The sequence below is a fragment of the Methylococcus sp. S1M genome, assembly GCF_051295855.1.
Taxonomy (GTDB): Bacteria; Pseudomonadota; Gammaproteobacteria; order Methylococcales; family Methylococcaceae; genus Methylococcus; species Methylococcus capsulatus.
Map to the genome: position 1 here is coordinate 596,322 of NZ_JBPDXO010000001.1, position 26,772 is coordinate 623,093.

The following is a 26,772-nucleotide window of genomic DNA, read 5'->3' on the forward strand; positions in this document are numbered from 1 at the left end:
CTATACTTGCCTCCCCTCGCCCCATCCCGGACATTCCCGCACCCACCCATGGCGGAACACATCCTGTTCCTCACCGGCAAGCTGGCCGAGAAGCAACTGCATCGGATTCTCGAGGAGATGGCGCCGGAATTCGAATACACGGTGCACCAACTCGGTCTCAGTGTGGCCGCGCTGATGACCGCGGACATGATCCGCCGGCGGCTGAAAGACACCTTTGGCGCCGACCGCATCCTGGTGCCGGGGCGCTGCCGCGGCGACCTCGAGACCCTGTCCCGGGACCTGGGACTGCCGGTGGAACGGGGGCCGGAAGAACTGCGCGACCTGCCGGAGTTCTTCGGACGGGCGGCCAGGAAGCCGGATCTCAGCCGCTACGATCTGAGAATATTCGCCGAAGTCGTCGATGCCCCCCACCTGGATGTCGACGGCATCCTCCGCCAGGCCGCCGACTACCGCAGACACGGGGCGGACGTGATCGACCTCGGCTGCCTGCCCGCCACGCCATTTCCCCATCTCGAAGCAGCCATCGCCGCATTGAAACGGGAAAGGTTCCAGGTCAGCGTGGACTCGCTGGAAACTGCGGATCTGGTACGAGGGGGCGCGGCCGGCGCCGATTACTTGCTCAGCCTGCACGAAGATTCGCTGTGGGTCACCGACCAGGTGGCTTCCATCCCCGTCCTCATCCCCGCCCGGCATGGCGATCTGGAGTCGCTCGACCGCGCCGTGGCCGGGATGCGATCGCGTGGCAAACCGTTCCTGGTCGATCCCATCCTCGACCCCATCCATTTCGGCTTCACCGATTCCCTGACGCGCTACCACGAAACCCGCCGCCGCCATCCGGAGGTCGAAATCATGATGGGCGTCGGCAACCTCACCGAACTGACCCATGCCGATACCGCCGGCATCAACGCCCTGCTGCTGGGGGTGTGCTCGGAACTCGGCATCCGCGCCATCCTGACGACCCAGGTCAGCAAACATGCGCGGCGGGCCGTGGCCGAAGCCGACCTGGCGCGGCGAATCATGTTCGCCGCCCGCGGACTGAATGCACTGCCCAAGCACATGGGTGACGGCCTGATGGCGCTCCATGAACGTGCCCCCTTCCCTTACTCGGAAGCGGAGATCCGGGAGCTGGCCCAGGCCATCCGCGACCCCAGTTACCGGATACAGATCAGCGCCGCCGGTATCCACATCTTCAACCGGGACGGCTTCCACAGCGCTGCCGATCCATTCCAGCTCTATCCCTCCCTGGGCGTTGAACACGACGGCGGACACGCCTTCTATCTCGGCGTGGAACTGGCCCGCGCCCAGATCGCTTGGCAGCTTGGCAAACGCTATGTCCAGGACGAAACCCTGGACTGGGGCTGTGCGGTCGATCGCCAGGAATCGACGGCAGACCCGCATGCCTACAAACCGGCCGGGACCACGCTGGCCAAACCGAGGGATGACTGAATCATGATCCGCGAAACCCTGGTGACCACGACCGCCGCCGGAGAAACCGCGCACATCGCCCCCATGGGCATCCACGTGCCGGCCACCGATTCGAAGAGCGGCGGAGCCGACTACCTCATCATGCCGTTCCGGCCCTCCCGGACCCTGGACAACGTCCTGGCATCCGGCTGCGCCGTGGTGAATTACAGCGACGACGTCCGGATTTTCGCCGGCTGTCTGACCGGCCGCCGCGACTGGCCGCTGGTTCCGGCCGACCGCGTCGCCGGCCAGCGTCTGGGCGGCGCCCTGGCGCACGCCGAACTCGAACTCGTCCGGCGGGAGGACGATCCGGAACGGCCGCGCCTCTACTTCCGCGTGGTGCACGAGGCCAACCACGCACCGTTCCGCGGCTTCAACCGCGCCCAGTTCGCGGTGCTGGAAGCCGCCATCCTGGTCAGCCGTCTGCACTTCCTGCCCTGGAGCAAGATCGAACGGGAGCTGGATTATCTGCGCATCGGCCTGGACAAAACCGCCGGCCCCCATGAACTGGAGGCCTGGAGCTGGTTGATGGAAGCCATCGAAGCGTATCAACGCCAGAGGGAGGAAATCGAATGACCGGCATGCTCGCCAGCGTCCGCAACCTGACCGAGGCGCGCATCGCCCTGGAGGCCGGCGTCGACATCGTCGACCTCAAGGCACCCGAGTACGGCAGCCTGGGCGCCTTGCCGGCGGACGAAGTAGGCCGGATCGTGGCCGAGATGGAGGGCACGGTACCGGTCAGCGCCACCATCGGCGACCTGCCGCTGGAACCGGACCCGATCTGCCGCGCGGTGCGCGAAATGGCCGACACCGGCGTGGATTACGTCAAGATCGGCATGTTCCGCGGCGGCGACTGGAGCTCCACCCTCGCGGCCCTGGCGCAGCTGGCCAGCCACGGCACGCGCCTGGTCGCCGTACTGTTCGCAGACAATCTGCCGGACTTCGACTGGATTGCCCGGCTGAAGAAGGCGGGCTTCGCCGGCGCGATGCTGGATACCCAGGACAAGGACTCGGGCCCCTTGACAGAAATACTGGACCGCGCCGTGCTCGAACGCTTCGTCGGCGAAACCCGCGCTCAGAGTCTGTTGTGCGGCCTGGCCGGCTCGCTCCGGAGCCAGGATGTTCCTGGACTGCTGAGCCTCGAACCCGATTACCTCGGCTTCCGCGGAGCGCTCTGCCACGGCGCCCGGCGTGCCGCCGGAATCGATCCCGAAGCCCTGGCCGACGTGCGACGGCTGATTCCGTCCGCTCCTCCCCGGCCCTTCTCATCGCAGGCGTCATGATCTACGAAAATTTGCTCCGCCCCCTGCTGTTCCGGCTGGATCCCGAAACCGCCCACGAACTGAGCCTGTCGGCCCTGCGGCTGGCGGCGAAGCTGGGGCCGGCCAATCCGTTGAAACAGTCCCTGCCCACCAGCCCACGCACCGTCATGGGACTGGAATTTCCCAACCCGATCGGCCTCGCCGCCGGCCTGGACAAGAACGGCGACTGCATCGACGGCCTGGCTGCGCTCGGCTTCGGCTTCCTCGAAATCGGGACGGTCACTCCACGCCCCCAACCCGGCAACCCCAGGCCCCGGCTGTTCCGTGTGCCCGAAGCCGGCGCCCTCGTCAACCGCATGGGCTTCAACAACTCGGGCGTAGCGCACCTCATCGCCCGAGTCCGGCAAACCCGTTACCGCGGCATCCTCGGCATCAACATCGGCAAGAACCTGACGACTCCGGTGGAACGAGCGCTGGACGATTACCGGGAGGGGCTGAAAGCGGTCTATCCGTATGCCCACTACGTCACCCTCAACGTCTCCTCCCCCAACACGCCGGGCCTGCGGAGCCTGCAATTCGGCGCCCTGCTCGATGAATTGCTGGACGGTCTGATGGGGGAACGCGAGGAGCTGACCGCACAACACGGCAAACGGGTGCCGCTGGCTCTCAAGGTCGCGCCGGACATGGATTCGCAGGAAATCAAGGCGCTGGCCGGCGCTGTGGTCCGCCACGGGGTGGACGCGGTCATCGCCACCAATACCACGGCTTCGCGGGATGGTGTGGAGGGACTGGAGCACGCCGATGAGGCCGGCGGCCTGAGCGGCAAGCCGTTGTTCTTGCGTTCGACCGAGGTCGTCGCCCGGCTGGCCGATGCCCTCCAAGGCCGGGCGCCCATCATCGCCTGCGGCGGCATCTTTTCCGGCGCGGATGCGGTGGCGAAATTCGAAGCCGGCGCCAGTCTGGTGCAAGTCTATACCGGCTTCATCTACCGCGGCCCAGCCCTGTTGGCGGAAATCGGCCGAGCCGTCGCCGCACTATGAGCTACGTTGCACTTGCGACTCGACAATTCGAGGCCTTGACGGACTTCTACGGCAAGACACTCGGTTTCACGGTCTTGAAGCGATGGGATCGGCCGAACGGCCGCAGCTGTGTGTTCGACCTGAACGGGCTGAAACTGGAAATCCTGGATGCCGCCCGGGAAAAGGCGGCCTTGGAACTCGGTCCGGTCGGCGACCGAATCCATCTGGTGATCGAGGTCGCCGACGTGGATGCCGCCCACCGCGCCCTCGCCATCCACGCGCCGCCTCCGATTACGACGAGTTGGGGGAGCCGAACGTTCAGCCTGCGCGATCCGGACGGCACCGCCGTGTGCTACCTGCAATGGGTCGCAGGCTGAGCCGGCTCAAACCGTCGCCGCGCCCGTGTCGATGTCCTCGCCCCAGCGCCTGGCCCGGCCGACGTCGATGTCGAACAAATCCAGCACCCGGCACACCGTGTCGGTGACCATGTCGTCGATGGTCTGCGGCCGGGTATAGAACGCCGGCACCGGCGGCATGACGATCGCGCCGCATTCGGTCACGCTCAGCATGTTGCGCAGGTGGATGGCGTGCAGCGGGGTCTCACGCACCAGCAGCACCAGCCGCCGCCGCTCCTTCAATACCACGTCGGCGGCACGGGTCAGCAGGGTGCTGGTCACGCCGGTGGCGATCTCGGCCAGCGTCCGCATGGAACATGGCAGAATCACCATACCGGCGGTCCGGAACGATCCGCTGGAAAGCGCCGCGCCTACGTCGTTCGCGCCATAGCTCACGCTGGCGAGACCACGCAGCGCCGCGGCGCTCAGCTCCAGCTCGTGCGCCCGGGTCAGATCGGCGGCCCGGGACACCACCAGGTGCGTCTCGATCCCGGTCTCCTTCAGCAGCTCCAGCAGCCGCGCACCATAGATGATTCCCGTGGCACCGCTGATGCCGACGATGAGGCGTTGGGGTTGTGGCATGACAGGCTGGCTTCCAATCAGTGTGTATCTCGATTGTATCCCGAGCCAATCTCCGATTCCCGCCCTTTGTTGGCGGCGCGGGCGGGGAAACCGGATTTTGCTAAACTGCCGCAGCCGCCTTGGATCGAGCCGACTTCATGCTCGAACAACAGCGGAGCCGAATTCCAGGAGTTATCGGCCACCCTGCGATCAACCACAGACTGCTCCCCCGTGATCGAATCCCTCATCCGCGCGGTCCTCCGGCAACGCCTCGTCGTGGTGATCCTGGGCTTGTGCCTGCTGGGCTTCGGGATCGACGCAATGCAGGAACTGTCGGTGGATGCCTTCCCCGACGTGACCAACGTCCAGGTCCAGGTCGCGGCGGAGGCGCCGGGGCGCTCGCCCGAGGAGGTCGAGCGCTTCGTGACGGTGCCGCTGGAAATCGCGATGACCGGCCTGCCGGGCCTGACCGAGATGCGCTCGGTCAACCGCAACGCCCTGTCCCAGATCAACCTGGTGTTCAGCGACGACACCGACGTCTACTTCGCCCGCCAATTGGTGCTGGAGCGGCTGATCGAAGCGGCCGCCCAGTTGCCGGAAGGCATCACGCCGGTACTGGGGCCGGTGTCGACCGGCCTGGGCGAAGTCTACCAGTTCACCCTGGAGCGCCCGGACGACGGCGACCGTGTCCTGACCGAGCAGGAGCTGACCGAGCGCCGGACCATTCAGGACTGGGTGGTCCGCCCCTTGTTGCGCGGCGTCCCCGGCGTCGCGGAAATCAACTCGATCGGCGGCTTCGAGCGGCAGTATCAGGTGCTCGCCAACCCGGACCGGCTGCGGCACTACGGCATCTCGCTCAAGGACATCTACACGGCCCTGGCGCTCAACAACGCCAACAGCGGCGGCGGCAAGCTACCCCGCTATGCCGAGCAGTACCTCATCCGCGGGCTGGGACTGATCGAAAGCATCGAGGACATCCGCAACATCGTGCTCAAGGAAAGCGGCGGCACGCCCGTGTTCATCCGCGACGTGGCCGAGGTGAAGATCGGTCACGCAGTCCGCTACGGGGCCGTCATCAAGAACGGGCAGACCGAGGCCGTGGGCGGCATCGTGATGATGCTCCGCGGCGGCAACGCCAAGCGCATCGTCACGGAGTTGAAGGAACGGATCCGTGAGATCAACGACAAGGGCATGCTGCCCGGCGGCCTGAAAATCGTGCCTTACTACGACCGCACCACGCTGGTCGACGCTGCTGTCCACACCGTGACCAAGGTGCTGGTCGAAGGCATCACGCTGGTCGTCGTCATTCTGCTGCTCTACCTGGGCGACGTCCGCTCCAGCCTGATCGTGGTGGCAACCCTGGTGGTCACGCCGCTGGCGACCTTCATCGTCATGAACCGCTACGGCATTTCGGCCAACCTGATGTCGCTGGGTGGGCTGGCGATTGCCATCGGCATCATGGTCGACGGTTCGGTGGTGGTCGTGGAAAACACCTTCCGCCACTTGGGCGAAATGAAGGACTCCGGGGAAACCAAGCTGCAGGTGGTGCTGCGCGCCGCCGCCGAGGTCGGCACGCCGGTATTGTTCGGGGTCGGCATCATCTGCCTGGTGTTCCTGCCGCTGATGACCATGACCGGCCTGGAAGGGAAGCTGTTCGCCCCGCTGGCCTACACCATCGCCATCGCGCTGTTCATTTCGCTCATCGTATCGCTGACCCTCTCGCCGGTGCTGTGCGCCTACCTGCTCAAAGGCGGGGCCGAGCGCGACACCCGTATCATCGCGGCGATGAAGCGCCCCTACCTCGCCCTGCTGCGGGTTGCGCTCGGCCGGCCGCGGACGGTGGTCGCCCTGGCCCTGGCCCTGCTGGCCTCGAGCCTTGCGCTGTTCCCCTTGCTGGGCACCTCGTTCGTTCCCGAGATGAAGGAAGGTTCGATCGTCACCGGCATCAACCGGGCCCCCAGCATGTCGCTGGACGAGTCGATCGAAATGGAGACCGAGGCGATGCGGCTGGTCATGCAGGTCCCGGGCGTCGAACGCGCCGTTTCCCAGCTCGGCCGCAGCCAGAACCCCACCGACACCCAGCCGGAGAACGAATCCACCCCCATCCTCACCCTCAAGCCGGTGGACCAGTTGCCGCGCGGCTGGGACCAGGACGACGTGATGGAGGCGCTGGCCGAGAAGCTCAAGGTGCTGCCGGGCGTTCAGGTCGTGATGGCCCAGCCGATCTCGGACCGGGTCGACGAGATGGTGACCGGCGTGCGGTCCGACATCGCCATCAAGATCTTCGGCGATGAACTCGAGACGTTGAAACGCAAGGGCGAGGAAATCATCCGGGTGCTCAACTCGATCCGGGGTTCGGCGGACGTCCGGATGGAGCGGGTCAGCGGCCAGCAGTACCTCACCATCGACATCGACCGCTGGGCCATCGCCCGCCACGGAATCAACGTGCAGGACATCAACGACATCATCGAAACCGCGATCGGAGGGCGCGAGGCAACCCAGATCTACGAAGGCGAGCGACGCTTCCCGGCGGTGGTGCGATTCCCCGCCGACTTCCGAGACAGTGTGGAAGCCATCGGTAAGATCCTGCTGCGCTCCCATCATGGTGCGCTGGTGCCGCTGGAACATCTGGCCGAAATCCGGCTGACCGATGGCCCGGCCCAGATCAGCCGGGAAATGGCCAAGCGCCGCCTGGTGATCGGCGCCAACGTGCGCGGCCGCGACCTGGGTGGTTTCGTGGCCGAACTGCAAAAGGCCGTCGGCGAAAAGGTCAAGCTGCCCGAGGGTTATTACCTCGAGTGGGGCGGCCAGTTCGAGAACCTGGAGCGCGCCATGAATCGCCTGCTCGTCATCGTTCCGGTCACCATCGCGGCGATCTTTTTCCTGCTGTTCCTGCTGTTCGATTCGCTGCGATTCGCCAGCCTCATCATTCTGGTCCTCCCCTTCGCCTCCATGGGTGGGATTTTTTCCCTGTTCGCCTCTGGCGAATATCTGTCGGTGCCCGCTTCGGTCGGCTTCATCACGCTCTGGGGTATCGCGGTGCTGAATGGCGTCGTCCTGGTCTCCTACATACGGAGTCTGCGCGAAACCGGCCTCGATCGCGAAGCCGCCATAGTCGAAGGCTGCAAGCAGCGTTTCCGGCCGGTCATGATGACCGCCACCGTCGCCATGCTGGGCCTGGTGCCGTTCCTGTTCGCCACCGGCCCCGGTTCGGAAGTCCAGCGGCCGCTGGCCATCGTCGTGATCGGCGGCCTCATCACCTCGACGCTGCTGACCTTGGTGGTATTGCCGACCCTGTACCGGTGGTTCGACGATCGCGCCTCGTCCTGACCCCTGCCAGAATTTCGGAGGGCTCCGGCAGCATTTTGTAACTCTTCTTGTTTCTCCGAATCCCCCTTTGTCCAGGGGTTGTCGGCTCCTATGCCGTATGCCCTTGAATTCCTCCTCATTCTTGGTACGTTGAATTTCGAGGCAGCCATTCTTCGCTGCATTCACGTCCCGACGTTCCGCCCCCAGGGAGCGTCATTCCCATTGCCCGAATCCCGGGCAGTTCTTTTTCTAGGAGGAAAATGCCCTATGCGTACCGAAACCGTTCAGCCGATCGCCGTCATCGGTATGGCCTGTCGCTACCCCGGCGCCGGAAACCTGTTGCAACTGTGGGAAAACATACTCAGCCGCCGGCAACAGTTCCGCGAAATACCCGACGTGCGATTGCCGCTCGCCGACTATTACGACCCCGACCCCGCAGCGCCCGACAAGACCTATGGACGCAAAGCCGCCGTCCTTGACGGCTTCGAGTTCGATCCCGGCACTTATCGCATCCCCAAATCGACGTTCGAGGCCACGGACATCGTCCATTGGCTTTCCCTGGCCACGGCCCTGGAGGCGCTGAACCATGCCCGCGTCCGCCCCGACGCCCTTCCGAAGGACACCGCCGGCGCGATCATCGGCAACACCCTGACGGGCGAGGAGACCCGCGCCGGCACGATGCGCCTGCGCTGGCCTTTCGTCCGCAAGGTGCTGCGAAAAACGGCGCAGGCGCGCGGACTCTCCGAAGACCTGATGCAGGAATTCGAAACCGCGATGGAAGACGTCTACAAATCGGTGTTCCCGCCGGCCAGCGAAGACACGCTGGCGGGCGGCCTGGCCAATACCATCGCCGGCCGCATCTGCAATTACCTCGACTGGCACGGCGGCGGTTACATCGTCGACGGCGCCTGCTCATCCTCGCTGTTGGCGGTGGCCACCGCCGCCGATTACCTGCAGCAGGGCAAAATGGACCTGGCGATCGCCGGCGGCGTCGACGTGAGCCTCGACACGCTCGAACTGATCGGCTTCGCCAAAGCCACTGCCCTCACCCGCGATGAAATGCGGGTCTACGACAGGCGCGGCAAGGGATTCATTCCCGGCGAGGGCTGCGGCATGGTAGTGCTGAAACGGCTGGAGGACGCCCGCCGGGACGGCGACACGGTCTATGCGGTATTGCGCGGCTGGGGCGTGTCATCCGACGGCCGCGGCGGCATCACCGCGCCCAGCGCGAAGGGCCAGAGCCTGGCGCTGCTGCGCGCCTACCGGGCCGCGGGTTATGCCCCACAGACGCTGGCATTCGTGGAAGGTCACGGCACCGGCACCGCCGTCGGCGATCGTACCGAGCTCGAAGGCGTGGCCGGCGCACTGGCCGCATACGGAGCGGTCGAGGACCATTCGGTCGGCATGACCTCGTTCAAGTCGATCGTCGGTCACACCAAAGCGGCGGCCGGCATCGGCGGATTCATCAAGGCGGTCCTGGCGGTCAACCGGCGTGTGGTGCCACCCACCGCCGGCTGTACCGAGCCGCACCCCAGCTTCGCGGAATCGGCGCGCGGGCTTTACCCGGTGCTGGACGGACAGCTCAGGGAGCCCAACGAGTGCCTGCGCGCCGGCGTGTCTGCCATGGGGTTCGGCGGGATCAACTGCCACGTCACGCTGGAAAGCGGTGACCCGCCGTCCCCGGAACTCGAACCTTCCTTGCCGGAGCGGGTGCTGCTGGCCAGCCGTCAGCACACGGAAGTTTTCCCCTTCTCGGCCGCTGATCCGCACTCGCTGCGTCAGGCCGTGTGTGAATTCCGCCGGCAGATCGAGGGAATGGCGGTCGGGGAGTTGGTGGATGCGGCCGCCCGGGCAGCGACTCTCGCCGGCGACCATCCCTGGCGGGCGGCTGTGGTCGCCGGTTCGGTCGAGGAGCTCGAATCCCGGCTCGAACTGCTGGAGCGGCAGCTGGAGCAAGAAACCCCGGCAGTGAGCAGCCTGTGGCAAGGGGATCAGGTCTGGATCGGACATGCCATCTCGCCGCAGCGAGTCGGGTTCCTGTTTCCGGGCCAGGGCTCCCAGCAGATCGGGATGGGCCGCAGTCTGGTCGAGCGTTTCGAATGGGCGCGGGACACCGTCGCACGCTCGGACGCCGAAGCCGCGACCTTGCGTCCGGAGGACCCGGACGGCCGCTTGAGTCGGCTGTACCTCCGCTCCACTGAGCGTGATCCGGCGAAAAAGCTTGAACCGGCCTGGATGGCTGCGCTGACCGCCACCGAAAATGCCCAGCCTGCGATCTGCACCGCCTCCCTGCTGTGGCAACAGCGGCTGGAATCGCTCGGCATCCTTCCTTCCGTGGTGGGCGGACACAGTCTGGGCGAACTCACTGCGCTGGCCGCGGCCGGCGCGTACGACGCATCCACGCTCATCCGTTTGGCCACGCTACGGGGGCTCGTCATGGCGGCTCCGGAAGGCGAGGCGGGCGCGATGGGCGTGCTGGCCTGCGACGCCGCGACCGCCGAGGCGATCCTGGCCCGCGAAGACCACGGCTATTGCGCGATCGCCAACATCAACTCACCGTCGCAGACCGTCATTTCGGGTGAGCGGGCGGCGGTTGCCCGTGCCGTCGAGCTGGCGAATGCCGACGGCATCCGCGCCAGCCTGCTGCCGGTATCCAATGCCTTCCATTCGAGGCTGGTCGAAAGCGCGGCGGAAGACTTCCGACGCAACGCGGACGTCCCCGAGCGCGCCAGCGAGCTGATCGTCCGGGTGTTCTCCAGCATCGACGGCAGCGAAATCGCCTCCGGCGTGGATCTGCGCGCCCACCTGTCCCGCCAGATCGTATCGTCGGTGAATTTCACCCGTCTGCTGGAAGCGATGTCGGAACATTGCGACTGGCTGGTGGAAGTCGGCCCCGGCCGGGTGCTGTCCGGACTGGCGCAAAGCCATGGCAACGGCCGCGTGCGCCCCTGCCTGCCGGTCGAAGGGAGACCAGGACGCGACGCCGATTTCAATGCAGTGGTAGCCGAAGCCCATGTCCGCGGGCTCGCCCTGCGCTGGGAACGCTTGTACGAAAACCGGCTGGTCCGGCCATTCGTGCCCGCCTCCGCACGCAAGTTCTATGTCGCCCCGTGCGAACGTGAACTCGGTGCCGTCCCCACGGTCGACGGCAACCGGACCGTCCTCAGAGACGGCGCACTGCGCCGGATCGGCGAACGAACGGCCTCCGATCTGGCCCAGTTGTCGGAGACGCTGACGGCGGCCTTCCGTGATGCCGTTCATGCCGATCACGCCACCGTGTTGTTGTTCGAGCAGAGCGAGCAGTCCTTGCGGGTGGTCCTGCCTTTCGACATGTTCGCCAACCGGCTGAGCGCCGCCGACGGCATCTTCGCCGACGTGCTCCGTTCCGGGGCGCCGGAGGCCATCGAAATCCTCGGGGAAGATCCCCGCGTCCAGGCCGAGCTCGAGACCCTTGGCGTCCCGCCTTCCTGGACCGCGCTGTACGTGCCATTCCCCAGCGGTGCCGGCCACCCGCTCGGGCTGGTTCGCGTCGCCCGACGACCGGGGGAGCCTTTCACGCCCATGGACGCGGAAATTCTGGCGGAACTCGCAGCGATCGCCGCACCCGGCCTGATCCAGGCCTACCTGGCCGAACGCGCCCGTGAGCTGGATGGCATCGAGACGATGCTGCATCGTGTGGTAGCTGGGGAAACGGTGGACCCACGCCCGGAGGCGATCATCGGCAACCTGGTGGAATCGGCCAAGGACAGCCTCGGGGCCGAATACGGCGCGCTCCTGCTGCACGATCGTGATACCGCCATGCTCTATCCCGCCTTCGGCGCTGCGGCCGAAAAGCTGGGCCTGAGCGCGGAGCGCGGCATTCCTGGGGAAGTTTTCACCACCCGGCGCTCACTGCATCTGGCCAATGCCCACGCCGACCCCCGTTTCGAGCCCACGCTCGACCGACTGGCCGGCGTCAGAACGCGCGCGGTGGACTGCGTACCCGTCCTCACCAAGCAGCATCTGCCCCTGGGCGTGCTGCTGCTGATCAACCGCCGGTTTCCGGGCAACCGGGACTACCTGACCGAGCTGGGCCTGAGAATCGGAGCCCTGCTCGCCAACCGTCCGTTACTCGATCGCATGCGGTCCATTTCGCAGAACCTCAAGGGCGAATTCTTCGCCGACGTCCGGCCCGCCATCATCGAGCACCGGCCTGAACCGGCGGCCGCCGCTCCGGCATCCGCAGGCACGACGTCCGCCTCGGCGCGCGACGTGGTGTTGGCGCTGCTGGCCGAAGGTACCGGCTTCGCGATCGACACGTTGAAGGACGAGGCCCGCCTGATCGATGACCTGAACCTGGACTCGATCAAGATCGGCACCCTGCTCGGCGATGCCGCCATCCGCCTGGGGGTGCAGGGAACGATCGATCCGATGCACCTGCACGCCGACACCGTCGGTAGCGTCATCGCCGCTTTCGACGCCGCCGCGCCGACACCTCCCGTGGCCTCTCTCCCGCCGGTCCCGGCGATGGACCTGGTGCTCGACCTGGTTGCCGAGCGCACCGGGTTCAGCCGCGACTGCCTGGCACCGGACCAGCGACTACTGGATGACCTCAACATCGACTCGATCAAAGCAGGCGCGCTGCTGGGCGATTTGATCCTGGCCACGGGCACCCAGGACCGGATCGACGCCGCGTCGCTGGCCAACGCGACCCTGGAAGAAATCGCCGCGGCGCTCCAGACGGCGACCGGCGGAGAGGCCGCCCGTTCCAAGCCGGCTGCGGCAATCGCCAAGGCACCCGCCAGACGCCTGCACTGGGTCCGGGCATTCCGCCAGTCGAGAGTGGCCGCCCCGCTCGTTTCGCCTTGTGACGCACCGGAACCACCGGCCGGCGAATGTCTGGTCGTGCTCCCCCTCGCCGGCGCCCCGTTTGCAGAGCATCTGGGGCGACGCCTTGCGGCCCGGACGGTGAATGCAGGCGATCTGGAACGGGCCCAGCTCCCTGAAGACACGCAACGGCTGGTGATCGTACTGTCGGATGACGATGCGCCGCGCGCCGGTTCGGTCGCCGACGCCGGGGTCGACGAACTGGCCGTCGTTCACAGACTCGCCCGACAGACTCCCGCCCTCTGGCGGAACCTGAACGGCATCTTCTTCCTCCAGCGCAGCGGCCAAAGGGGGCTGCCGGGTGGGCGAACGGTCAGCGCCTGGTCGTTCGCCGCCAGCCTTTCGCTGGAGCGGCCGGAACTCGAAGTCGGCGTGATCGATTTCGACCCGGCTCTGACCGCGGATTTCGTCGCGGACCGGGTGGCGGCGGAACTGTCCGGCCAGCCCGGCTACAAGGCGGTGGAATACGATGGCGAGGGCAAGCGCTGGAGCCGCTGCATCGAGAGGATCGAACCCGAAGACTGCACCCCGCGCTCGATCGAATGGTCGGCCGAAGATGTAGTGCTGGTCACTGGCGGCGGCAAGGGCATCACCGCCGAATGCGCCCTGGCTTTCGCCCTCGAGACCGGTGTCCGGCTCGCCCTCATCGGACGCTCGCCGGCACCGCAGCCGGGCGAATCCGGTGAACTCGCGGCGACCCTCCGGCGCTTCGCCGAAGCGGGTGTCGACTGCCGCTACTACGCCGCCGACGTCGCCGACCTCCAGGCGATGGAACGGGCGATCACCACCATCCACAGCGAAATGGGGCCGGTGACCGGGGTGATACACGGCGCCGGGACCAACATCCCGCGGCCGGTGACCGAGGTGTCGGCCGAACAGGCCCGACGCGAAATCGCACCCAAGCTGAAAGGCGCCGAGAACCTGCTGGCCCTGTTCGGGAACCGTCCGCCCAAACTGTTCGCGGCACTGACGTCGATCATCGGTGTCACCGGCATGATGAACAATGCCTGGTATGCCTATTCGAACGAGGCGGTGGCGCGGCTGCTGGACGGATTCGCGCAGGCGCACCCGGAAACGGCGGTGGTCTGCCACGCGTTCAGCGTATGGGACGAAGTCGGCATGGGCGTGAAACTCGGTAGCGTCCGCCATCTGGGCCAGTTGGGCATCGACGCGATTCCGGTCGCCGAGGGCGTGCGCCAGTTCCTACGCTGGATGCGCACGGCGCCGCCGACGCGGGAAGTGATCGTGGCCGCCAGCGCCGACGGTCTCGCCACCTGGGTCCGTCCGCCGGTGACCGAGGTATCCCCCCCAGCCGGCCGCTTCCTCGGCGAAGTGCAACGCTTCGAGGCAGAGATAGAACTCATCACCCAGGTCAGCCTCGACACCCGGCACGATCTCTATCTCACCGACCACGACTACCGCGGCTCCCTGCTCCTGCCTACGGTCATGGGGCTCGAAGCCATGGCCCAGGCGGCGCTGCGGGTCGCGGGTGAAGCCGGGGCGGAGGTGGTATGCATCGAGGACATCCGCCTGGAACGACCGATCGTGGTGAATCCGGAAAGGCCGCAACGCATCGAGATCCGGGCACTGGCGCTGGAACGCACGGCGGTGTCGGAGCCGATTGTGGTGGAAGCATCGATCCATGCCGAACAGACCGGCATGGAACCGGCGCATTTCGCCGCCCGCTTCGTGCTGGGGCGGCGTCGAGACGCTGAGGCGGGAGAGACCGCTCTGCCGCCGCGCCAGTTGCTGGGCATCGTTCCGAAGGTCGATCTCTATGGCAGCGTGCTGTTCCAGGGGCCGCTGTTCCAGCGTATCAGCGGCGTGGAATCGTTGGACGACAACCATGTCGTGTTCGTGACCGAAGCGCGGGCCGAAACCGTACATGCCCCCGAGGGATTCTCGGACACGGTGCGGGCTCCCTTGGTGCTGGGCGATCCGTTCTACCGCGACACCTTGCTGCAGGCCGGACAACTCACGCTCACCCCTGATGTCTGCCTGCCCGTGCACATCGGCCGCATTGATCTGTATCGCCAGATAAACGATGGCGGAGTCTACAGGGCGCGAGCCGAAATAACCCAGCGTAACGGTCACCGGGTTCTGGCCGACGTGGTCGTTTATGATGACAACGACCGAATCGTTGAGCGCATCGAAAATTATGAAGTCCATATGCTAGAGCATGGTGCCGATCTCCCCACACCGGCCCAACTGGTTGAGCAAGCAGACTCGACGGATGAGCCGTCCTTACAGGAGACGGCGGATCGGCAAGCAGGAAAGTTCGGTCTATCCGCCCCTTACGTAATCATTCGTAAGATTCCGGAACTGCACAAGCGCAAACGCCACGAAAGGCGAGCGTTGAGCCTCCCCGTCTTTCATGCCGCCGTCCGGGGAGCCGGACGCCGCTTCGCGGTGGACACGTCTCACCTCGAAATACGTTGGCTGGAAAACGGAAAACCGATACTGTTCCGCCCGCCTGTCCCACCAGAAAGCGGAACGACGGCCGGCCTCGGGGAAACCATGGCAACTCACACTCCGCTGGAAGTCTCATTGAGCCATGACGATGAAATGCTGCTTTGCGTCGCTGGCAAGGGCTTTCAAGGCTGCGACCTGGTGGGACCGATCCAGCGTAGCCGCGAACAATGGCGTGCAATGCTCAACGCCAACCTTTTTTCCCTCGTCCACCGTCTGGAAAGCAGGGGTGAATTGCTGAACGAGGCTGGAGCGAGGGTCTGGGCCGCGCTGGAAGCGGCCATGAAAGCGCTGAACACGCGTGATCTCACCCTGGATATCGAAGCCATGAAAGCAGATGGCGTGCTGTTTCGCGCCACAGACAAATATGTCCGACTTTGGATTGTGAGTTTCCCCCTTGTAAGGGAGCACGGGGGGCAACGCATGGTGGCCATGGTCGTCACCGGTACCCCGGTGCTCGACAAAGCAGTTCCGGTAAAGATGGCGCACCCCGCGCCAACGGGAGAGAACGACGGATCCTGGCTGCGCTGGCTCGCAGCTGGGGGCGATCCCGCGGATATTCTCCGCGTTGAAACCCACGTAACCGCCCAGGATTCCGACCACCGTATCGCTTTTCGCTTCCCCCTCGCATTCAAGGACGGTGCCAATGCAGACGGAACGCTCTACTTCTCCCGCTACTTCGAATGGATGGGACGAATCAGGGAAATGGCACTGCGGCCGGTCTTGCGCCAACTCACCAACGAGTTCACGTCGGGCGAGCATGCATGGGTGACCAATCGGTCCTGGGCGGTGATCGAAAAGCCCGTCTGCGCCGGCGAGATCATCGAGGTATCGTGCCGTTTCCTTGGCCGAAATGGTCCAGGAAATGCCACGGTCGCTGTCGGATTCGAATGGAACCGCGTACCCCCTCACGGGACACCGGAGCGCGTTGCAACGAGCCAGATCCAGATGACCTGGGCCAAGGTCCTGTCACACGGGGTCGTTATGCCCGAACCTTACCCTCCCTACCTCGATAGCTTCTTCCGTGAACTCGAGGCAGCTCCAGCAGAGCATGGCGCGAGAGAACAGACCAGCCACAGTCGGTCAATGGAACTCCTTGGAACCGCTCTGTGGCGCGCAAAACCTGGACCCGCCGGAGGCGTCTTTCTTGCCGAGCAAAGCGTCGTCACATCGCCGAACGATGCGAATCTGGTAGGAAACATTTACTATTCAAAGTACTATGAACTGCAAGGGAGCCTTCGGGACAGCTACTTTCACGGCATCGTTCCGGACGCCTATCGAATCGGAGAAGCGCAGGAAGGTCTCCGGTGCATCTTCACCGAGATCCGGCACCTCCGGGACGCGATGCCGTTCGATACCATCAAAGCCCGGATGTCCGTAGCAGCGATCCATCAAAAAGGGGTTCTGCTGGAATTCGATTTTTTCCGGTTACTGCCCGGCGGCAAATCGGAAAAACTCGCCACCGGCACGCATATGGCAGCCTGGAGGATGGCGACGGAAAGTGCAGAGATCACGAACCTGCCATCGATGTTGCGTATCCATTTGCTCAAATTGGTCAGGGACGAGATACTGACGGCGCCGAGCAAATCGGCTGCTTGACGGAAACGACCGCTTGAGCTGCGCCTCCCCTCTCTCCGAGAGGGGAGCCCGATGGCGAAGGCGAATGGGTACAATGGTAACCCTCGGGAGCCACCCTCCATGGGAACGATGCGCAAGCACGTCTCAACATCCTGGAAGTGCAGGCCGACATCTGAATCGGATCGTACCAAGGCCGGCTGTGGTGGTGAGGGCGCTACAATACAATTGGCTTATTCAAGGAATCGCCCGATAGACATGGGAGCGGCTGTCGGCAACACAGACGCCGATCCATCCGATAATCCCGAACCGCAAGAGCAGAAAAGCAGGAATTTTAGAGTGACGCTCATCATTCTCTTGGGAAAATACCTGTGGATAGCCGGCATTCTGGCCTCTGTCGTGATGTCCGAAGCCGTGACCGCAGCGATGGGGCTGCTCTTCAAAGGTGAAGTCACCTACGACTACCTGGCCACAGGAATGGTGGCTGCACTTTTCGTATCAGCCATCATGGTCACCGCGATCATGAAAATGGAGGAGCTGGAACGGCGGCGCCAGGAGGAAGTGGCCAAGAACCGGGCACTCCGTGCCAGCGAACGGCGCTACCGCACCTTGATCGAGGTCGCCAGCGACGCCATCCTCGTCACCGATTCCGAGACAGGAACCCTGGTCGACTGCAACCGTCAGGCCGAAACACTGCTGGGAATGTCCCGCAACGAAATCATCGGCCGGCACCTGTGCAACCTCCAGCAAACCGGTAACGATGCCGATGGTGCAGAAACGGATCTCCTCGGCCACATGCTGCAGGGCAAAACCGGGACCATCGAGCTGTCGCTGGTCAGGGCCGACGGCACCACCGTGCCGGTGGAAGTCAGTAGCAGCACCTTCGAAATGGACGGGCGACGCTACGTCCACGGCGCATTCCGCGACATCACCCAGCGCAGGGAAGCGGAAGACCGGATCAAACATCTCGCTCATCACGACCCGCTCACCAACCTGCCCAATCGTGTCTTCCTGCACGGACGCCTCGAACAGGCGATTGAACTCGCCCGGCGGGAACAGAATCAGGTCGCGGTGATGTTCATCGACCTGGACAATTTCAAGAGAATCAACGATACCCTGGGACACCGGATCGGCGATGCGCTGCTGGAACAGGTTGCGGCGCGCCTGACCGAAAACGTCCCCGGCAGCCAGGTGGTGGGACGACTGGGCGGCGACGAGTTCATCGTCGTGATCACCGGCAACAGGGTTTCGACGACTTCAGCCGCCATGGCGGAACGAATCCTGGAAAGCCTTTGCCGCCCCTATACCGTCGAAGACTATCAGCTGCACTCCGGCGCAAGCATAGGCATCGCCATTTACCCAGCCGACGGAAACAGCGCTGAGACACTGATGAAACATGCGGACGCCGCGATGTACCATGCCAAATCGCGGGGACGCAACACCTTCGAGTTCTTCAGTCAGGCCATCAACCGCGGCGTTCGGGAGCGGCTCGACATCGAAAACGGCCTGCGCGATGCACTGAAGCACGGCGGCTTCAAACTCCATTACCAACCCCAGATCGATTTGACCACCGGCTCCATCTGCAGCGTCGAGGCGCTGCTGCGCTGGCGCCACCCGCTGCTCGGAGTCATCGCTCCCGACCGGTTCATACCCATCGCCGAAGAGACCAAACTCATCCTGCCTTTGGGACTGTGGGTCATCGACCGGGCATGCCATCAGCTGCGAGCCTGGCGGAACGACGGTATCGCGGGCGTGCGCATGGCCATCAACGTTTCGGTGAAGCAGTTGCAGGACGAGTCGTTTTTCGAAGCCCTGGGCTCCATCGTCGAACGCCATGGCCTGTCCGGCTCTGATATCGAACTCGAAATCACCGAATCCGCCATCATGGAAAATCTCAGCCGGGTTCAGGCTTTGTTGAAATCGCTTCAGGATTATGGAATCACCCTCTCCATCGACGATTTCGGCACTGGGTATTCCTCATTGGGGCGCCTCAAACTATTACCCATTCAGAGTCTGAAAATCGATCGCTCCTTCGTTCACGACATCGAAACCGATCACGGCAATGCCAAGATCTGCGACGGCATCATCGCGCTCGGCCACAGCCTTGGACTGAAAATCATCGCCGAAGGCGTGGAAACCGACGCCCAGAAAAACCTGCTGCAAAACTCGGGTTGCGATGCCATCCAAGGCTTTCTCATTGCCAAACCGCTGCCTGCGGATGATGTCGCCAAACTGATAACGCAAGTAAATGGAATGAATTGAACCGGCTTTCGGCAACGAGTGCGCAACGACGGTTTCGGCCATCAGGGATTCGATCGAACCACCGCTTTCATCCTCTCCGAGGACATGCTGCTCTTGGTACATGACACGGCTCTGTCCTGTTGCCGGGCGGGCCATTCGCAGCACGCACGGTGTCGTGCCGCGAAGGCTCGTATGAGATCAGCTCGTCCCGTCCTCCCCCATTCGCCCGGACCGAAGGTGGACCGAGCTCATCATCATCATTTCGAGGATCGCCGCTTAGCGGGTTCGAAATAGCCGTATTGCGTCTCCTGGTCGAATCGATCCCAGACATACGCCGGATCACTCAATGGAGCCGTGGGGATGGGAAAAGTCACCACGTCGAAGGCGCCGGACAAGGTCCGGCCGAGGGTATGGCCGAGACCTTTTACGAAACCAAACGGGATGAATGCCGGACCGTCATGGCTTGCCGCAATACCCACTCCTTTCACCATTTCCACCCATCCGAGCGAGGCGTTGGCCAGACCCCGTCCGAATTTGTCTCCGACATCGCCGGCGTAATTGGCCCAATCATCGGCACAAGACTCGATCGACATCGAGCCGAGAGCCAGACCGAGCAGCACGGCACACATAGCGTCATGGAGCTTCATGATTTCGATCCTCTCAGGCTGGTTAAGAACCCTATTTTGGAGCGAAGCCAGATCAACGCTCAAGTACTTTTCCAGCTGGCGCGGCTAACGGCCGCCAACCGGTCATCAGACGATCGCGGAGTCACGAAAGGGCCGGGGATGAAAGAAACCGATCATGGCGATCTATTCCTTTCGTCATCCAGCGCAGCTGATAGCCGTGATCGTCGCTGACGGTCAGCATTGGACCTTCGCGCCTCCCTCATTCCATCGACATCATATCGTAACTGAAGCATGCTAATGTGCCCGATCGCCACGCCCAGGTCATCGGCAGCCGAAACGGTGGATCTTTTCTCATTTCGTCCACCGCGGGCGTGGCCCTTCGGAACACGGCATCACGCGTCGCCGTCGTTCACGCCAGTGTGCGGGCGCGTACGCTCCGCACAGGTGCAGAAACTGGAAAAGCGAATGCAGGGTACCACACCGCACGTGTGCACCCCGAATCGTGACTGATCGATTTCACTGGCGTCCCCAGGGGGATTCGAACCCCCGTCGCCGCCGTGAAAGGGCGGTGTCCTGGGCCTCTAGACGATGGGGACAGGACTGGCTGCTAACTTAGAGTTGGTGGAGCCAGGGAGGATCGAACTCCCGACCTCAACAATGCCATTGTTGCGCTCTCCCAGCTGAGCTATGGCCCCAACCGAAGTTGAGCGATCATTATATGGCCGCTGGATATATCTGTCTAGTCTTTTTTTGCCTCGATGTACTGCAAGGCTCGGTCTATGCGATTCAGAGTGCGCAATTGACCCAGTAAATGCAGGGTGACATCCATGGGTGGCGACACGGCGGTGCCGGCCACCGCCACCCGTAGCGGCTGAGCGACAGCCCCGAGCTTGAGCCCCATCTCCTCCCCTGTGGCAACGAGGACTGCGTGGAGGAACTCCTTTTCCCATGACCGGACGACGGCCAGATGGCGCCGCAGCGATTCCAGCGCCGGCACGCTGGCCGCAGTCAGATACTTCTGGGCGGATTTGGGGTCGTAATCGTCGAAGTCTCGATAAAAGAATCGGCTGGCCTGAGCCATCTCCACCAGGGTCTTGCAGCGTTCGCGCTGGGCTACCACCACGTCGACGGGATCGGGGCCTTCGGTCGGATCGATGTCCAGACGCCCCAGATGCCATCGCAGATGGTGGGCGACATGGGCGGGATCGGAATGCATCAGGTAATGATGGTTGAGCCAGAGCAGCTTGTCCGGATTGAAGGTAGCTGCCGAGTGGTTGATCACGTTGGCGTCGAAGTACTCGATCATCTCGTCGACCGAAAAGATTTCCTGATCGCCATGGGACCAGCCCAGACGGACCAGATAGTTGAGCAAGGCTTCCGGCAGATAACCTTCGTCGCGGTACTGCATCACGCTCACCGCGCCATGGCGTTTCGACAACCGTGCGCCATCGGCGCCGAGGATCATCGGCACATGGCCGTAGCGAGGCGGCTCGACGCCCAGGGCCTTGAGGATATTGATCTGGCGCGGGGTGTTGTTGACGTGATCGTCGCCGCGGATGACGTGTGATATCTTCATGTCGAGGTCATCCACCACCACGGTGAAATTATAGGTCGGGGTACCGTCCGAGCGGGCGATGATCAGATCGTCGAGTTCGCTGTTCTGGAAAGCGATGCGCCCGCGCACCAGATCGTCCCAAGCCACCTCCCCTTCGGTCGGGTTGCGGAAACGGATCACCGGGAGCACGCCCGGCCTGGGCTCGCTGCGATGGCGACAACGACCGTCGTAACGCGGTTTTTCCTTGCGCTCCATTTGCCCTGCCCTCAGCTCGTCCAGTTCCTCCTTGGTGCAGTAGCAGCGGTAGGCATGGCCTTCTTCCAGCAGTTGCTCCATCACCTCCCGGTAGCGGTCGAAACGGTGGGTCTGATAGAAAGGACCTTCGTCATACTCCAGCCCCAGCCAGGTCATACCTTCGAGAATGGCGTTCACCGATTCGACAGTGGAACGCTCCAGGTCGGTATCCTCGATGCGCAGAATGAAGGTGCCGCCGTGCTTGCGGGCGTACAGCCAGGAGAACAGAGCGGTCCGAGCGCCGCCGATATGCAGGTGGCCGGTCGGGCTGGGTGCGAAACGTGTGCGGTGGGTCATCCCTAGAACCTGATGGGTGAGCAATAAACCAAAAAGACGTTAATGATACAGGGCGGGCGGCATCAAGAGCGATAGCGGGTCGGATCGGCAATGCCGGCTTGCTCGAACCCTTGGCGACGCAGACGGCAGGAGTCGCAGACTCCGCACGCCAGACCCTCCGCATCGGCGGCATAGCACGATACCGTCATGGCGTAGTCGATGCCGAGAGCCGTACCGGTACGGATGATATCGGCCTTGGAAAGATCGATCAGTGGCGTATGGATCCGGAACCGCCCCCCCTCGACGCCCACCTTGGTCGCCAGGTTGGCGAGCTGCTCGAAGGCGCGGATGAATTCCGGCCGACAGTCCGGATAGCCGGAATAGTCCACGGCATTGACGCCGATGAAGATGTCCAGCGCACCCAAGACCTCCGCCCAGCCCAGTGCGAAGGAAAGGAACACGGTGTTGCGGGCGGGAACGTAGGTGACCGGAATCCCGTTCTGGGGATGATCAGGGACGGCGATCCGCAAGTCCGTCAACGCCGAACCGCCGATGGCATCGAGGCCGATGTGGATGGTCTTGTGCTCGATTGCCCCCAAGGACTGGGCGAGGCGCCGCGCGGCCTTGAGTTCGGCTCCGTGGCGTTGGCCGTAATCGAAACTCATGGCATGGCAGGCGAAGCCTTCGCGGCGGGCAATCGCCAAGGTGGTGGCGGAATCGAGTCCGCCCGACAACAGGACTACGGCAGGTTTCATCAGTGCCCCGGAGTGTCGCCCCAAAGCAGCTTGTGCAACTGGAGCTGGAACCGAACCGGCAGCCGGTCCCGCAGAATCCATTCGGCGAGCTGCGCCGGCTGGAGCGCACCGGCCACCGGGGAAAAAAGGATTTCGCAACGCTCCGCGAGCCGGTGTTCGTCAAGCTTAGCCACGGCCCAATCGTAATCCGGCCGGTCGGCGATCACGAACTTAACCTGATCGCCTTGGCGGAGCGCGTCGACATTCGCATAAAGGTTGCGGGACGCTTCGCCCGAGCCGGGGGTCTTCAGGTCGACCACCCGCACCACGCGCGGGTCAACCGCCGAGATGTCGTGCGCCCCGCCGGTCTCCAGCGACACTTGGTAGTCCTCGTCGCACAAGGCGGTAAGCAGCGGCAGACAGGCCTTCTGCGCCAGCGGTTCGCCCCCCGTCACCGTAACGTAGCGGGCGCCGTACCGACCGACCCGTTCGACGATTTCAGCAATACTCATGCGTTCGCCGCCGCTGAAGGCGTAGGCGGTATCGCAGTAGGAACAGCGCAAGGGGCAGCCGGTGAGACGGACGAATACGGTCGGCAGGCCGACCGTCCGGGTTTCGCCCTGGAGTGAAAAGAAGATTTCCGTGATGCGGACGAGGGTCTCGGTCACGAGGATCAGCGCTTCTCCTGCTGCATCTTCTGAAGTCGTTTCTCGGCCTGCTTCGCGGCGCTGGAGCCGGGATAACGCTTGATGACGTCGTTCAGCATCTGCCTCGCGCTGGCAATCTGGCCCGTGTCGGATTCGATGTAAGCCAGCTTCAGCGCCGCGTCCGGAACCTTGGCACTTTGCGGAAAATTCTTGATCAGCTTCTGAAACGCCTCCTTTGCGCTACTGAAATCACGGTTGACGTAATGGGCCTCGCCCAGCCAGTACTGGCCGTTATCGGCATAGTCGCCGCTGGGATAGCGGGCAGTGAAACTCTTGAACTCCTTGATCGCTTCGGCGAATCTGCCATCCTTGAGCGTGCCGAAGGCCCTCTGGTACGCGGCCTCCCGGGCCGCACCATCGGATGCTGGAGGAGGCGCGACCGGCCTGCTCGTCGGCGCGGGAGCCGGGGTCGCGGCCGCGGTTCGGGTTTCGCCGCCCGTCCCGGCCCCCTCGGCTCCGGCGTCCGGGGCGTCCGCCGCGACGCCGTCGGCCGATGCCGCCGGCGGGCTCCCGGCGCCCTGTCGGATCCGCTGATCCAGATCCGTGTACATGGCCTGCTGCTGGCTCTTCAGCGTCTCAAGCTTGTGGTTGACCTCCTCGAGTTGGCCGCGTGTTTTCGCCAACTCCCGCTGGAGGCGCTCGATCTGAGTGTTCAGATCCACCAGCACCTGGCCGGCAAGCTTCTTTTCCAGTTTGGCGACGCGCTCGTCCAAGGTCTCCGCGCCGTAACCTCCGGCATCGTAGCCGCCGTAGCCCTGCTCCGCCTGCACCGGAACGGCCAGCGACAGTCCGCAAGACATGAACAGAACAGGTAAAGATCTCATCGGATCAGTTTCCCGGGTAGACTATCTCGACACGGCGATTCTTGGCCCAGGCCGCTTCTCCGCTGCCCGGGTCCGCGGGTTTCTCTTCGCCGAAACTCACGATCTGCATCTGACCGTCGCTCGCCCCCTGAAAGCGCATGGTGTTGGCGATCGAGCGCGCCCGCTGTTCGCCCAGGGCGATGTTGTATTCGGGCGAGCCGCGTTCGTCGCAATGCCCTTCCAGCGTCACCGTGACGTTGGGATGCGATGCCAGATAAGCGGCGTGCGCGTTGACGATCGGCACGTACTCGGGCAGGACCTCACTGCTGTCATAGCCGAAATAAATCACCCGCTTATAGAGCGGGCTGGAAGGATCGTTCAGTGCGGGATCGCCCCCGCCACTGCCATATGCCCCACCGCCATAGGCACCGCCTGTACCGCCATACGCCTTGCCGCCGTTCCCGCCCGCGCCGTACTTGCCGATCTGGGGCCCGCCCGGACCGCCGCCGCCCTCGAGCCCCACGCCGGCCGCATCGTCAGGTCTCACTTCTTCCTTCTTGGAGCATCCCGCTGTCAGCAGCGATGCCGCAACCACAATCAACAAACCCGTTCTCATGCGATTCATAATGCCTACCCTTCCGAAATCTCGAGATTTATGGCCTCGGCCATCGAGATCAAGGCGACCATGCGGGCTCCCGCACGGCGCCCCCCTCGATCCGCAAACTCTGACGGACCTTGCCGTCGATGGAAACCGCCGCCAGCTGGCCCCGCCGCGCAGCGTACAAAATCATGCTGCCATTGGGAGCGAAGCCCGGGGATTCGTCCAAAGGACCGCTGGTCAAAACCCGAACCGCACGGCTGGCCAGATCCATGACTGCGATCCGGTAATCGCCGCCCTTACCGTGCACCATGGCGAGGCTGCGGCCATCCGGCGAGAACACACCGCGGGCATTGTAATCCCCTTCGTACGTCAGCCGTTCGGCCGGTCCCCCGCTTGCCGACACCAGATACAGCTGGGGTTTGCCACCGCGATCGGAAGTGAACACGATGGAACGGCCGTCCCGTGACCAGTTCGGTTCGGTGTCGATCCCGCCGTAATCGGTGATCCTGGTGAGCCCGCCCGATCCCAGGTTCATGACGTAGATATCGGGATTGCCGTCTTTCGACAAGGTCAGCGCCAGCCGCGATCCGTCCGGCGAGAACGCCGGCGCGCCGTTGATACCCGGAGCATCCGACACCTTGCGGCGCTCGCCGGTAGCCAGCGTCTGAACGTAGATCGCCGACCTGCGGCTTTCGAACGAAACGTAGGCGATCTTGGTACCGTCGGGCGACCAGGCCGGCGACATAATCGGCTCGTTCGAGACGATGACGCTCTGCGGGTTGTAGCCGTCCGTGTCCGCCACCTGCAGGTTGTAGCGCCGGTTGGCGCCCTCACCCGACACGCTGACATAAGCGACGCGCGTGGCGAACGCGCCGGGCTCACCGGTGATGGCCTTATAGATGACGTCGGCGATCCGATGGGCGGCTTGGCGGGTTTCGGCTCTTCCGAAGGGCAATCTGTAGCTGACGACCAGCGTGCCACGGATGACGTCGACGACATGGAAATCGGCTTCGTAGCCGTCGCCGGACGGCCGGATTTGGCCCACCACGACGAAATCCTGGCCCAAAGCCTGCCATGCCGCCTGCTGAACCTGGTCCGGCGCCGTCGGCCGCTCCTGCATGGCGCTTTCCGCCAAGGTTCTGAATCGCCCGCTGCGCTGCAGGTCGGCCGACACGATCTGGCTGAGAGAGTCGCTCAAGCTTCCCTGGTTGGCGAAGGGAACGACGGCCACCGGAATCGCCCCTTCCACCCCTTGGCTGATCTGAACCTGGAGTTCCGCACAGACCTGACCCGCGGCGATGAGCAACAGGAACGAGATCCAACGGGCGATCGCACGCGCCTTGTTCATGCTTGGTACCTTGACTCGACTAACCGGCAGGTTCGAATTTGAACGTGAAAGAACGCAGCTCCGCGGCAACCCTGGGATCCGACGGCATGGGCAGGGGGGACGCTTTTTTCACCGCGCTTTCCGCGGAACGGTCGAAGGCGGCATCGCCGCTGCTCTTCACGACCCGTGCCTCGACGACCGTTCCATCCCCAAGCGTTCTCACCTGGATTATACAAAACAGGCCGCCTCTGGCGGCAGACGGCTTGAGCCACAGGCCTTCCACGCGGGGTTTGATGTAACGATTCGCCCATTTGTTCGCCTCACGTTCCGCCAGCTCCCTGCGTTCGTTGTTCAACTGCTCCTCCAATTCGGCCTTGCGCCGGGCATCTTCCACGGCCTTTTTCCGTGCTTCCGCCGCCGCCTTGGCCTTGACTTCTTCCTCCATCTCCCTCGTGGCTTCTGCCATGGCTCTGGCCCTAGCTTCTTCCGCGGCTCTGCGCCGCGCCTCGGCCTCGGCCCTTTCCTTCGCTTCGGCTTCCGCCTTCTTCCGCGCCGCCGCTTCCGCCGCCGCCTTCTCCCGCGCTTCGGCCTCGGCTTTCTCCCGCGCCGCCTCGGCCGCTCTCCGTTTCGCCTCGGCTTCCGCCGCCTTGGCCCTGGCTTCTTCCGCGGCTCTGCGCCGCGCCTCGGC

At 64.1% G+C, this 26,772-nt stretch carries 17 protein-coding genes and 2 tRNA genes; 8 read left to right on the top strand and 11 right to left on the bottom strand.

What is annotated here, in order from left to right:
• Positions 1–48: 48 nt before the first annotated feature.
• The 5 genes from ACSHWJ_RS02650 to ACSHWJ_RS02670 are packed head-to-tail and all read left to right on the top strand — an operon-like array spanning position 49 to position 4,122.
• Complete coding sequence (locus ACSHWJ_RS02650) at positions 49–1,446, top strand: DUF6513 domain-containing protein (protein WP_010960528.1); 1,398 nt, start codon at positions 49–51, stop codon at positions 1,444–1,446.
• A gap of 3 nt (positions 1,447–1,449) precedes the next feature.
• A complete protein-coding gene (locus ACSHWJ_RS02655) occupies positions 1,450–2,040 on the top strand; it encodes a DUF447 domain-containing protein (RefSeq protein WP_017365827.1) in 591 nt (196 codons plus the stop codon).
• The gene (locus ACSHWJ_RS02660; RefSeq protein ID WP_010960526.1) at positions 2,037–2,747 is read left to right on the top strand and encodes a (5-formylfuran-3-yl)methyl phosphate synthase; all 711 of its coding nucleotides are present in this window, start codon (positions 2,037–2,039) and stop codon (positions 2,745–2,747) included. Before ACSHWJ_RS02655 ends, ACSHWJ_RS02660 begins: the two co-directional genes overlap by 4 nt.
• Positions 2,744–3,766, top strand: a complete 1,023-nt coding sequence (locus ACSHWJ_RS02665) for a quinone-dependent dihydroorotate dehydrogenase (protein ID WP_333688165.1) — start codon at positions 2,744–2,746, stop codon at positions 3,764–3,766. Before ACSHWJ_RS02660 ends, ACSHWJ_RS02665 begins: the two co-directional genes overlap by 4 nt.
• Positions 3,763–4,122: a VOC family protein gene (locus ACSHWJ_RS02670; protein WP_432539249.1), complete on the top strand. Its 360-nt coding sequence runs from the start codon at positions 3,763–3,765 to the stop codon at positions 4,120–4,122. Before ACSHWJ_RS02665 ends, ACSHWJ_RS02670 begins: the two co-directional genes overlap by 4 nt.
• A gap of 6 nt (positions 4,123–4,128) precedes the next feature.
• Here ACSHWJ_RS02670 and ACSHWJ_RS02675 read toward each other — a convergent pair whose 3' ends face one another.
• Positions 4,129–4,722, bottom strand: a complete 594-nt coding sequence (locus ACSHWJ_RS02675) for a UbiX family flavin prenyltransferase (RefSeq protein ID WP_218801268.1) — start codon at positions 4,720–4,722, stop codon at positions 4,129–4,131.
• A 210-nt stretch (positions 4,723–4,932) separates the two neighbouring features.
• Between ACSHWJ_RS02675 and ACSHWJ_RS02680 the strand changes: the two genes are divergently transcribed.
• The 3 genes from ACSHWJ_RS02680 (at position 4,933) to ACSHWJ_RS02690 (ending at position 19,182) form a co-directional block, all read left to right on the top strand.
• A complete protein-coding gene (locus tag ACSHWJ_RS02680; RefSeq protein WP_432539250.1) occupies positions 4,933–8,031 on the top strand; it encodes an efflux RND transporter permease subunit in 3,099 nt (1,032 codons plus the stop codon).
• A 246-nt stretch (positions 8,032–8,277) separates the two neighbouring features.
• Complete coding sequence (locus tag ACSHWJ_RS02685) at positions 8,278–16,944, top strand: SDR family NAD(P)-dependent oxidoreductase (RefSeq protein ID WP_432539251.1); 8,667 nt, start codon at positions 8,278–8,280, stop codon at positions 16,942–16,944.
• A gap of 315 nt (positions 16,945–17,259) precedes the next feature.
• Entirely contained in the window at positions 17,260–19,182 is a 1,923-nt protein-coding gene (locus ACSHWJ_RS02690; RefSeq protein ID WP_432539252.1) for a putative bifunctional diguanylate cyclase/phosphodiesterase, read from the top strand.
• Positions 19,183–19,418: 236 nt separating this feature from the next.
• Here ACSHWJ_RS02690 and ACSHWJ_RS02695 read toward each other — a convergent pair whose 3' ends face one another.
• The 10 genes from ACSHWJ_RS02695 to tolA form a co-directional block, all read right to left on the bottom strand.
• On the bottom strand, positions 19,419–19,808 hold the full coding sequence (locus ACSHWJ_RS02695; protein ID WP_081423411.1) for an exosortase system-associated protein, TIGR04073 family: 390 nt from the start codon (positions 19,806–19,808) through the stop codon (positions 19,419–19,421).
• A 499-nt stretch (positions 19,809–20,307) separates the two neighbouring features.
• Positions 20,308–20,383: transfer RNA gene (locus ACSHWJ_RS02700), tRNA-Glu, on the bottom strand.
• Between the two features lie 23 nt (positions 20,384–20,406).
• A tRNA-Ala gene (locus ACSHWJ_RS02705) sits at positions 20,407–20,482 on the bottom strand.
• Between the two features lie 44 nt (positions 20,483–20,526).
• The gene (gene gltX, locus ACSHWJ_RS02710; protein ID WP_432539253.1) at positions 20,527–21,933 is read right to left on the bottom strand and encodes a glutamate--tRNA ligase; all 1,407 of its coding nucleotides are present in this window, start codon (positions 21,931–21,933) and stop codon (positions 20,527–20,529) included.
• A 62-nt stretch (positions 21,934–21,995) separates the two neighbouring features.
• Positions 21,996–22,667, bottom strand: a complete 672-nt coding sequence (gene queC / locus ACSHWJ_RS02715) for a 7-cyano-7-deazaguanine synthase QueC (RefSeq protein WP_432539254.1) — start codon at positions 22,665–22,667, stop codon at positions 21,996–21,998.
• On the bottom strand, positions 22,667–23,314 hold the full coding sequence (gene queE / locus ACSHWJ_RS02720; protein WP_017365817.1) for a 7-carboxy-7-deazaguanine synthase QueE: 648 nt from the start codon (positions 23,312–23,314) through the stop codon (positions 22,667–22,669). Before queE ends, queC begins: the two co-directional genes overlap by 1 nt.
• A 5-nt stretch (positions 23,315–23,319) precedes the next feature.
• Positions 23,320–24,177, bottom strand: a complete 858-nt coding sequence (ybgF, locus tag ACSHWJ_RS02725; RefSeq protein WP_036246538.1) for a tol-pal system protein YbgF — start codon at positions 24,175–24,177, stop codon at positions 23,320–23,322.
• A gap of 4 nt (positions 24,178–24,181) precedes the next feature.
• Entirely contained in the window at positions 24,182–24,751 is a 570-nt protein-coding gene (gene pal, locus ACSHWJ_RS02730) for a peptidoglycan-associated lipoprotein Pal (RefSeq protein WP_306440755.1), read from the bottom strand.
• A 79-nt stretch (positions 24,752–24,830) separates the two neighbouring features.
• On the bottom strand, positions 24,831–26,105 hold the full coding sequence (gene tolB, locus ACSHWJ_RS02735) for a Tol-Pal system beta propeller repeat protein TolB (RefSeq protein WP_017365814.1): 1,275 nt from the start codon (positions 26,103–26,105) through the stop codon (positions 24,831–24,833).
• 19 nt (positions 26,106–26,124) lie between these two features.
• Positions 26,125–26,772 (bottom strand): cell envelope integrity protein TolA (gene tolA / locus ACSHWJ_RS02740; protein ID WP_432539255.1); only part of this gene is annotated, 648 nt, incomplete at its 5' end.